General features: G+C 40.0%; 6 protein-coding genes. 2 read left to right on the forward strand and 4 right to left on the reverse strand.

Annotated features, from left to right (window positions below):
- Positions 1-163 precede the first annotated feature (163 nt).
- Positions 164-787: a hypothetical protein gene (locus VK664_RS24450; RefSeq protein WP_461401345.1), complete on the reverse strand. Its 624-nt coding sequence runs from the start codon at positions 785-787 to the stop codon at positions 164-166.
- A 204-nt stretch (positions 788-991) separates the two neighbouring features.
- Between VK664_RS24450 and VK664_RS24455 the strand changes: the two genes are divergently transcribed.
- Entirely contained in the window at positions 992-3,613 is a 2,622-nt protein-coding gene (locus tag VK664_RS24455) for a GH116 family glycosyl hydrolase (protein WP_461401346.1), read from the forward strand.
- A 792-nt stretch (positions 3,614-4,405) separates the two neighbouring features.
- Here the strand turns inward: VK664_RS24455 and VK664_RS24460 are convergent.
- Both VK664_RS24460 and VK664_RS24465 read right to left on the reverse strand, forming a co-directional pair.
- Positions 4,406-5,488 (reverse strand): GTP-binding protein, encoded by a 1,083-nt coding sequence (locus VK664_RS24460; protein WP_461401347.1) that lies wholly within the window; start codon positions 5,486-5,488, stop codon positions 4,406-4,408.
- Between the two features lie 83 nt (positions 5,489-5,571).
- Positions 5,572-6,795, reverse strand: coding sequence for a glycoside hydrolase family 172 protein (locus VK664_RS24465; RefSeq protein ID WP_461401348.1), 1,224 nt, complete (start codon positions 6,793-6,795; stop codon positions 5,572-5,574).
- Between the two features lie 630 nt (positions 6,796-7,425).
- Here VK664_RS24465 and VK664_RS24470 point away from each other — a divergent pair.
- Positions 7,426-8,211 (forward strand): hypothetical protein, encoded by a 786-nt coding sequence (locus VK664_RS24470; protein WP_461401349.1) that lies wholly within the window; start codon positions 7,426-7,428, stop codon positions 8,209-8,211.
- A 256-nt stretch (positions 8,212-8,467) separates the two neighbouring features.
- Here the strand turns inward: VK664_RS24470 and VK664_RS24475 are convergent, their stop codons facing one another.
- Positions 8,468-11,695 (reverse strand): error-prone DNA polymerase, encoded by a 3,228-nt coding sequence (locus tag VK664_RS24475; protein WP_461401350.1) that lies wholly within the window; start codon positions 11,693-11,695, stop codon positions 8,468-8,470.
- Between the last annotated feature and the right edge of the window lie 20 nt (positions 11,696-11,715).

Genomic DNA, 11,715 nt, shown 5'->3' on the forward strand with positions numbered 1-11,715 from the left:
CCCCAGTCGATAAGTACCGGGGTTTGTCCTGTTAAATCTGTTATTTGCGTTTTTGTACTCCTCGTTTTTTTTAGGTCCCTCGGTTTTGATTTCTTTTAAATCTGTTATATGCATTTAGTACCCATCAATTATCTCAGGCGGGTCATGCTGAAGAAGTTTAACTTTAAACTGTCTTACCTGGCTTTACCGATATAGCAGGTATCTTAAAATCTTTCACTTTTGAAACCAGATCTGCTTTTCCTGATTTTGCCTTTTCAATAAATTTCTTTGACTCAGTACCATAACTTCTGACGCTCATTGCAACCAGCAGTAAGCCCTTTTCACCTTTTTGATTTACGAATGCGGTATACCTGTAGATATTCCGTTCGGCGATCACAACCTCTTTGCCATCACGCGAGTTGGCTGTTATCATGAAATCCAGTATCTGTTCACCTTTTGCCGCATCATAACTGGTTTCATAATTTATATATGGATTGCCGGATTTCATTTTTTCGAGTTCTGCAATTTTATTGGCAGCTGCATCCTTCACATTTACTTTGGAATCGAGTACCTCCAGCATAAGCATGGATGAAAACTTTTCTGCTGTCTCCCCTTTTTGGATGTACTCCTGCTTGTAATAGTTATTGGCAGGATGAGAGGTCCACGACAAACTATAATTGTTATTATTAAACGACATGTTTAATGGTGTGTTTAAATAATTTACAGGGCCGGCGGACCCCTGGCAAATCGCCGTTGCGTTGATTAAAACCGAAGAGAAGATCATAAAAGTTATACTTGCTATTTTCATTTTTACTTGACTGATTTGAACTGATTATTGTTTCAATGTAAATGTAGAAGCTTCACCACCCCCTGGATATTTGTGATGAGCCGGCGGTATAATTACTGAGTGGTTGACAGTTATTCGAAATAATGTTTAATTTAAACCCTCATAACATTTAATGCTACTGAAAATCTCATAGAACGATTTGATTTCAACCATAAAAGTTGACCAATGAAAAATAAATCACGCAGGAAATTTATTAAACACCTGGGATTGGGAGGATTGGCAGCAGGTATTTCGCCTGTAACTATGTTGACACCTGTTGAAGCCAAAAATCTCAAGGAAGAATCCGTCTTAAATCATCATTTTGAATCAACAGCGAAACATGTTTATAATGACAGCTACACCGGGCAGTATCTAAACAGGATCGCCTTTCCTGTTGGTGGTCTCGGCGCAGGAATGTTTTGCGTGGAAGGTGCAGGTGCCATTTCACATATGTCAATCAGGAATAAACCTGAGGTGTTTAACGAACCTGGATTATTTGGCGCTCTATATGTTAAAGGTTCAAAGAACGGTGCAAAGATTCTTGAAGGCCCCGTTCCCGACTGGAAAAAATTTGGACAACCAAACGCTGGCAATGGTTCATCGGGTGCTATCACAGGTTTGCCGCATTTTCAGCAGGCAATATTTAAAGCAAGATTTCCCTTTGCCACTATCAGTCTTAATGATCCTGATCTTCCTGTTCGTGTTCAGATAAAAGGATGGAGTCCGTTTATACCGACTGATGAAAACAATTCAAGCCTGCCCGCCGGTGCTCTCGAGTACTCATTTACAAATGCCGGCACTACTCCGGTTGAGCTGGTATTTTCATATAATGCGAAGAATTTTCTAAGAGTCGAAAACGGCAAAAGTGAAATCAGAAAATACAAGAATGGATTTATATTATCGGAGCAGGGTACAAAAGAAAAGGCGTTTTTGAAAAGCGATTTTGCCATATTCACTGACCAGGATGAAACCGTGGTAGATCACTCCTGGTTCAGGGGAGGATGGTGGGATCCTTTAACGATGGCCTGGAACAAAATCAAAAGCGGGCAATCAGAAGCGGTTGATCCCGTGGACTCAGGGGCAGTCGGGGCTTCATTATTTGTGCCCTTCAGGTTAAATGCCGGAGCTAAAAAATCAATCATCGTATATTTTGCCTGGTTTGTACCTGAGTCTGATCAAACACATGGTAAAGCCGGTGAGAAAAAAGACTGTGATCCTGAATCCGGTTGTTGCTCATCACCTTCAGATCTCGGGCTCGATAAATATGATAAAGATTTTGATGCACCTTTTTATAAGCCCTGGTACAGCAGTGCCTATAAATCAGTAGAAGAGGTTGGTAAATACTGGACTGACCATTATGGTGAACTAAGAAAAAACAGTACAGTTTTCAGTGACGCGTTTTTTTCAAGCACATTACCACCTGAAATAATGGAAGCAATTGCTTCCAACCTCACTATTCTCAAGTCCCCTACCGTACTTCGTCAATATGATGGGCGGTTATGGAGTTTTGAAGGTTGTAGTGATAACTCAGGCTGTTGTCATGGCTCATGTACGCATGTCTGGAATTATGCCCAGGCAATACCATATCTGTTTCCGGCGTTGGAAAGAAGTCTGCGTCACACAGAGTTTTGTGAAAGTCAGAGTAAGGAAGGCCACCAGAACTTCAGGGCTACACTTCCAATCAAACCTGCAACACACGATTTTCATCCGGCAGCTGATGGCCAACTCGGAGGTATCATGAAAGTTCATCGTGAGTGGAGGATCAGTGGCGATAACGAATGGCTGAAAAAAATGTATCCAATGGTTAAGACAAGTCTTGACTATTGCATCCGTACCTGGGATCCGGATGAAAAAGGCCTGATAGAAGAACCTCATCATAACACTTATGATATTGAGTTTTGGGGACCGGATGGAATGCATTCGTCATTCTACCTGGGCGCATTAAAAGCCATAACGGATATGGGCACTCACCTGGGGAAAGACGTATCAAAGTATAAAGTCTTGTTCGAAAGGGGCCGGAAATACATGGAGGAAAAATTGTATGATGGTGAATATTTTATCCAGGAGATAAAATTTACCGGGCTAAAAGCAAAAAATCCGATCGAAGCATCTGCCATTTCTATGGGTGGCACCTATTCTGATGAAGCAAAGAAACTGTTGGAAAAAGAAGGACCGAAATATCAGTATGGAACCGGTTGTTTATCAGATGGAATTCTCGGAGCCTGGATAGCAAGGATGTGCGGACTTCCGGATCCGGTTGATTCTAAAAAGATATTGAGTCATTTAAAGGCCGTTCATAAATACAACTTAAAATCTGATCTGAGCGATCATGCGAATCCGCAACGGCCATCTTACGCATTGGGAGATGAAGGCGGATTACTTTTATGTTCCTGGCCTAAAGGAGGAAAATTATCGTTGCCATTTGTATATAGTGATGAAGTCTGGACCGGTATTGAGCACCAGGTTGCGGCTCACCTGATGTTGATGGGCAATGTAAAGGATGGACTTGAGATCGTCAGGATCAGTCGAAACCGTTATGATGGGCGTATCCGTAATCCTTTCAATGAATACGAATGTGGACATTGGTATGCCCGGGCTTTGTCAAGCTATGGATATCTGCAGTGTTTGACCGGCGTTCGGTTTGATGCTGTTACCAAAACACTTTATGTGGATTCAAAGGTTGGTGATTTCAAGTCATTTATATCCACTGAAACCGGGTTCGGAACGGTTTCGTTTATAAAAGGCAAAGTGACGGTAGATGTGGTTTATGGACGGATACCATATGATAAAGTAAAAGTAGGCGCATGAGTTAGATCCAATATTGGTTTAGCTGAAGCCTGCATCGCCTGTTTGATAATGCAGTTACTTCATTTTTACATTGTTGATTATGCAGGTTCATGGCGTTCACTCGGTTCTTCACTCCGCCGGATGGGCCTTTCGGTTGGTTTGATTTGCCACTGTGATTCCTGGTTAATACCCTTGTTCATCCCGGTGGCTGCTGTTGTCTCCGATCGGCTTTTGTTCCCTGATCGGCTTTTTTAGATATACTTGTAGCGCTGGTTTGCTGTTGGGCCCTGATCAACTTGGGTAACTCCGGGCAGGAATCGAAGGTGGCAATCAAACCAACCTCAGGCCCATCCTGCACGTTCTAACCTCGTTCACTTAGGGGGATATGCGACTTGTACAACAAAATTCAACATTCACTTATTGCAAAAGCCGGCGTTAAAATTATCGGCATTGCAGTGATAATTTGCCATGGCAGAAGTAAACCTGCACATTCACCTGGTGATTCTATACTTTTAATAAAGGGATTAGAGCCGACGAACAATTTGATGATACCGGCATTGAAACCAGCAATAGAGGATAGTTACTAAAGCCGATCAAGACGATACAAGCAACTATCGCTAAAAGAATGGTTAACAAAGCTGACCAGGGAACAAAAAGCCGATCAGGGCCAATCGTGTTTCCCTGCATAAACACTCTTATTAAGACAGGGAAAACAGACACAAAAAAGCAATAACCTGCTCCCCACGGAGCGAAGGAATGCAATAGAACTGTTGCATAAAGAGTGCTACTACCAATCAGCAGTAACCGCAATTCTCAGTCAACCATCCGATAAGTCGGCCTGGGATAACCCGGCTGGAAAGAAGATAGTTTTTTCACATTGATCCTACTAGTTCCTCGTTTGATAATTTCATTGATCGCCAGTGATACGATGTCTGATAATTGCCCTGGTGTTGATTGTATCCTTGCATTTATCAAAAGATCGATTTTATCGGACTTTGAACTTCCTGACATATTTAAATCCTGATGTTGATCATGAATGGAAGTATAACTTATTTTGGATTTATTTTTTCCATCATCCACCATATATTTCAGGTGACCGATGAGATAATTACTTTCGTGTATCCGGTCGACTATCCCGGTGATCAGTTCTTCTGCAACTGTTAATGCAGAGCCATCAACGGTGGTTATTTCAAGGCTTTGATCCAACCAGGCAAGTAAAGATTCTCCCTTTGCATAAACCTCATAGTCAATTTGCAGGGAATGCCTCAATGCAGGCTGTCTGAAGCTTTCCAACTTTATAAGCCAGGTATTTATATGACGCTTATCAGTGGAATTTTGATATAAAATCAATTTTTCTCTGTACTCCTGCTCAATAATGATTTGAATCCCGGACAGCTCTTCTGCATTCAGCAAGTCAATCTTATTCACGATCATTATATCCGCTTCTGCCAGTTGTTGTTTATACACATATTGAACTTCTTCACTTACAAATGAAGTATTGTTTGTCATCAGGGCATGTAACAATCTTGCATCGGCAAGAACAGTGATAACGATTTCCAGATCAGGATAAAACTTATTCAATGGTTTGGCAACCGTTGCAATAAGATCAGTGCAGGAGCCTACGGATTCAGCAAATATCACATCCGGATGTTCGTTCCTGTCTAATGTTGTTATTGCTGATGAAAGCTTTTCATAATTACAACAGAAACAACCACCCGTTACCTCGAGTGTAGGAAGGTTATTATTTTTCAAAAATGCTGTATCGACCAGTTCTTCTCCCTGGTCGTTGGTTACAACACCTACCTTTCTTTTATTGTCCAGCAAGGTCTGACAAGCCATTTGAATAGCTGTTGTTTTTCCACTTCCGAGAAATCCGTTGATCAGATATAATTTCATTTGAAATAATTATTATTTAGAGGAGTTATATTTAGAGGAATTATATTTAGAGGAATTATTATTTGGAGGAATTACATGAATATTTAATTACCCCACAATTTTAAACTATCTCCTTTTGATTTTCTCCAAACATCCCGCCACCTGTGCACATCAACAGGGTTGATGATTGGCATTGGTTTTCGCTCTGTTTTTGATTTTATGGAAGGTACCTGTGCAGCTTCTGACTGGTACCAATAGGCTACCGATCTTAGTTCAAGAACCAGCACATTATTATGTCCGTGTTCAATACTAAACTTTAGCGATTTATCGAAATAGACGGGGTCCATTATATGATACCGGTAAACATGAGTTCTGCCACTAAAACCGATATCAAATCTTTTGTCTGAATTTTCAGCAAGGTGGATTTTTGGATACCCAAAATATGGCGTCATAAAAATTTCCTTTGGACACCAGGACGTATTGAAATAGTCTTCAGTTCCTGTACCATGAAGAGCTGGCCGTGTTGATCCATCAATAAAGAACATGTCATCACCCTCTCCATACCAGATTGGTGAAGGTGAATTAACATAATAATTTACGCCTACAAACTGGCCCTTTCCTTTTATATCTGCAATAAGATAATTGCGTTCGGGGGTTTTATTTGGAACCTGTTGTTTCAATACACTCCATTCATTTTCTCTTTCAACAGGATCAGTTTCTGTTACCTGGTTATTAAACCAGGCATGAAAACGCCCAAGGTCAGCCGGGAGTTGATCCAATTCTTGGTAGTCGACATAATAGTAGAAATTGTCAATGGTTTTTTCGTTTTGATTTTCGATTTCAATCCTCGCGCCTTTGGCGAATGGCATCGCGAAATAACTTACCAGGGCCTTTGAATTTCCCGGTGTAACATTCAGAGGCTGGGTGTAGTATGGATAAGCTTCGTTCCATCCCTGCCCGAAAAAGGATCCCAGCGGAGCCTCCACGGAGGGAAATGAATTGCCGTCCCAATACATCCGGAGAATAATATCATCGCGCAATATTGTTTCCGGACCTGGTGCAATTGTTATCCAGATATGATTGATGATACCCGCACCTTTTACATCGAACAACGATTTTTTTTCGCCACTTTTTATTTTCGCAAGGTAATCACCGTTACCACCAGTAGTGTCATAACTGCTGACCCGTTTAGACCTTATACCTTTTTTTATTTTAGCCAGTTCAATCATATCATTTTCACCGACCTGGGCATTGAGCGGGATGATTAACATAAGAAGGGCAAAAACCGATATTATCAGTTTCATGGCTGGCAATACAATCTTTTTCATAGCTTACAATATTTTAAACTTATAGCAATATTAATTTTCAAGTATCACATTATAAATTTCAGCGTAAAGCCATATTAATTTAAACAATACCAATATTATTTAAGCGCATAGACAAAATTATTTTACACGCATTGTCATATTAGACTTCACGTATCACATTATAAATTTCAGCGCAAGGCAGTTTCATTTTAACAAATAGCAAAATCAATTTAAGCTCTATCACAATTTTGACGGTTGAAAGTAATCCTTTCCATCGAGACAAATTCGCAGGATCGCGTTTCAAAATTCAACGGTCATTAATGTCATCTATCATCATAAACCATCAAACGATAATGTTCAAATATACCCAGTTGATACGATGACCGATATTTCGGTCAAACTGGAGTGGTTGACTGAAATATCGGTCATTTTTAAAAAAGCTGAATAGCAATAGCTTCAATGATCAAAAATTCAAATACACTATTGTGATCAAAAATTCAAATACACTATTGTGTTTTTTGTTACAAAAGTTGTCAGGTATCTACTTGCTCAATTCATGCATCAATTATCCCGTTCTATATTCTTCATGATTGGTCTATAACTTCAACCGCCCGAGTTTTGAGCCATAAAAAAAACAAAACATAGACAACCATGAAAAAGACAGGAGTATTATTCTTATTAGCGGCTGTAATCTTTGCATCATGCAAGAAAGAAAAAGATGATAAAGACGGCATTTTTAAAGGACCTGAAATGCAGGTGCATTATGGTAAAGCCTGGACCTGGGTTCAATTGGATCATAATGGTAATCCACAAAAAATGGCCATTGCTATCAATGATGCAGCTATGAATAGTTTGCCAACCACAGGTGGCGACAATGGCCACAATCATGGTAATAACGGAGTTAATAACTGGGTCCTGAACTTTCATCCAAAGGCAAATATTTCGCCATTTAATTATCTGGGACTCGATTGGAACCCGGTTGGTCATGAACCAGATCCTATCTATGGAAAATCTCATTTTGACTTCCATTTTTATATGATGACACCAGCAGAAGTTGATGCGATTCCGGCCTATGAAGCAGATAGTATCAAATTCAAAAACTCACCTGCCCCGGCTTATCTCCCAGTAAACTATTTTAATGCAGGAGGCGGAGTTCCGAAAATGGGTGCACATTGGGTAGATCCAACTTCACCAGAATTTATCGGACAGCCATTTACACAGACTTTTATCTATGGATCATATAACGGCAAGGTAAATTTTTACGAGCCTATGATTACCCTAGATTTCATTAAGAACAATAATAATTTTGAAAGAGTAATTCCGCAACCAATGAAAGTCCAGAAAAGTGGTTATTATCCCACCAAATTGAAAATTGTAAAACACGACGGGGTGACTGATATTATTCTTGATGGAATGGTATATCGTACAGAATCTTGATTTCAATTTAATATGCTTTTGGTTAAATAGATCTAAAAAAAGGGGTTTGGTTATTCAAATCCCTTTTAGTTTTGGCAAGAATATCAATTCTTATATTCATTCTTTATATCCTTTCTTGATATTCATTCTATTTATTCATTCTATTTATTTATTGATTATTTTCTGAATATTATAAAAAATTTAGAATACCCACTTGAAAAACTCAAGTTCAGAATACTCGTAGAATAACAACTTGAAAATCTCAAGTTCAGAATACTTATTTAAAATTTCTTGCTCCCGGAAATATCTTTTCACCAGCATCCTCGCGAGTCTGAGACCTTTTATTCTGAGCATGAACAGGAATTGTTTTTTCATCACCACGGGATAATGTCAAAAGAGGAAGATCTTGGTTTCTTGATGGTGTGAGATGACGTAACAACCTGGAAAAATCATGACAGGTTCTTACTATTACATGAATCACCTCCCCTTCTATTTGCAATTTACCCTCTACCATTATAAGCCTTGATTGCAGAACTTCTTTCCGGTATTTTTCAAACAAGCTTTCAAAAACTACGAGATTAGCAAAACCTGTTTCATCTTCGATTGTCATAAAACATATACCCCCGGCTGTTCCCGGTCTTTGACGCACGAGCACAAGACCAGCCACTTTCACCAACTGACCATCCTTCAGATCTGCGAGGTCTTTAGTAGATTTAATATAAAGCTGGTCAAGCTTTTCTCTGACAAAACTCACCGGGTGCGCCTTTAAAGACAACGAAGTAGCGGCATAATCGTGAACAACGTGTTCGGAGTGTGACATGCCTGGAAGGGAAATATTTTTTTCGGAAATATCTGCGGCATCCTGTCCTGCAAAAAGAGCAACCGGTCGATCGTTTTTTGTGGAGACTTCCCACAATGCCTGTCTCCTATCTAAACCCATTGATCTGAATGCATCTGCATCCGCAAGTTTTTCCAGGGCAGCTTCAGGCACACCTGCTTCCCTTAAAGCATTAATATTATTGTATGGTTTATTTCTTCGGTCAGTTAACACTTTCATATCCTCTTCTCGTAAACCCTTCACCTGCCTGAATCCTAACCTCAGGGCACAATATTTACCTGATTTTTCTTCAAGCCTGTTATCCCACAATGAGTAATTGATGTCCACAGGTCTTACATCTACTCCATGTTTTTTTGCATCAATTACAATCTGCGCAGGTTGATAAAATCCCATGGGCATACTATTCAAAATTGCGCATGCAAATACATCGGGGTAATAACATTTTATCCATGATGATACATAAACCAGCAATGCAAAACTGGCTGCATGGCTCTCTGGAAATCCATAACTTCCAAAACCTTCCAATTGTTTGAAGACACGCTGAGCATATTCCAGCTTATATCCCCGCTCAAGCATTCCATTTATTAACTTTTTCTCAAACTGTGCAACCAGGCCTTTTGCTTTAAATGTAGCCATACTTCTTCTCAACTCATCTGCTTCACTGGGAGTGAATCCTGCTGCTACAATTGCAATCTTCATTGCCTGTTCCTGGAATAGAGGTACACCTAATGTTCTGCCCAGAATATCTTCAAGTTCTTTTGAAGGATACTCAACAGGCTCTTCACCATTTCTTCTTCTCAAATACGGATGAACCATGTCTCCCTGGATAGGGCCGGGTCTTACAATCGCTACTTCGATTACCAGGTCATAAAATGTACGGGGCTTCAATCTTGGTAACATAGATTGCTGTGCACGACTTTCAATCTGAAAAACACCTATAGTATCTGCATGACAGATCATTTCATATACTGCGCTGTCATCCTGGGGAATATTTGCCAGTGTAAGATCCAATCCATAGTGATCCTTTGCAGCTTGAAACGCTTTTCTTATGCAGGTTAACATACCTAAGCCAAGTACATCAATTTTTAAAAACCCCAGTATATCAATATCATCTTTGTTCCATTCAATACAGGTGCGGTTTTCCATCCTTGCATTCATAATCGGACATAAGTTGGAAAGTTTGCCACGTGTAATTACAAAACCACCTGTATGCTGACCCAACTGCCTGGGAAAACCCATAAACTGTTCAGTTAGCTTCAACACTTTCCTGAGATGTTTATCGTTTGGATTGAATCCTTGTTCAACAATTTTCTTACCTTCAAACCATTCGGTTGTAAATTCCCAGATAGATCCGGATAGCCTGTTAATCGTATCAACAGATAAACCCATTGCTTTTCCTACATCCCTGATGGCTCCTTTCTGATGCTGTTGAGTTACAGTAGCAATAATAGCAGCTCTGTCACGGCCATATTTGTTATAAATATATTGAATCACTTCTTCGCGCCTTTCATGTTCAAAGTCTACATCTATATCCGGGGGTTCATTACGCGCCGAAGAAATAAACCTTTCAAAAAGTAAATCAAATTTTGTAGGATTTACTGATGTGATGCCGAGACAAAAACAAATTGTTGAATTCGCGGCTGATCCACGGCCCTGGCAAAGGATTCCCTGGGATCTTGCGAACCTGACTATATCATAAACCGTGAGGAAATAAGGCGCGTAATTCAACTGATCTATAAACCCTAATTCATGATTAATTGCAGTAATGGTTTTTTCCGGGATGATTTCCCCGAACTTTTCTTTAGCTCCCTCCCAGGCAAGGAAAACCAACTCTTCCTGGGGTGTACGTCCTTCAGATGTAATCTCTTCAGGGTATTCATACTTCAATGAGTCAAGCGAAAATTGGCAGGCAGCTGAAATTTCCTGGGTACGGTTAATGGCATCAGGATAGTGACGGAACAAACGTATCATTTCATCACGGGGCTTCAGGTGCCTTTCTGCATTTTCATGCAAGCGAAATCCTGCAGTATAAATAGTACATTTTTCCCTGATACAGGTTAAAACATCCTGTAATTGCCTTCGGTCAGGATTATTATAATGAACATCATTGGTGGCAACCAAAGGCACATGCAATTCAGCTGAAATTTCAGCCAATCGATGGAGTTGTTTGGCATCATCTCCAAAATAATGGCGGGTGGCGGCAAGATAAAGGTTAGAGCCAAATACGTTCCTGTATTCTTTTATTGCAATTTTAAATGAAGGGTCAAATTCAAAATGATCATTTAATTCAGTGGGTGGAATCGCTATCAGTTTAAATTCGTCTGCATACTCAAAAACATCATTTTTATACAGATGACAGTCGCCTTTTTCTGCTCTTAGATTTCCTTTTGTTAGTAATGTACACAACTGCGAATATGCATTTCCTGTAGTTGGATAAACGAGCAGGGATGGACCATCCAATAAGTCCAACCGGCATCCTGGAATTATACGCATGCCCTTTTTTTTCGCGGCACTATGAGCACGCACAATTCCGGCAAGGCTGTTTCGATCTGTGATGGCTATTTCATGATAGCCAAATTCAGCAGCCGCTGTCACCAGTTCTTCAGGATGAGATGCTCCGCGAAGGAAACTGAAATTTGTTGTTACTTGCAACTCCGTAAAAAACATAGTTATGTAAAAAGAGATAT

The organism is Flavitalea sp., from assembly GCF_035489435.1.
In the GTDB taxonomy this organism is placed as follows: Bacteria; Bacteroidota; Bacteroidia; order Chitinophagales; family Chitinophagaceae; genus DATHKG01.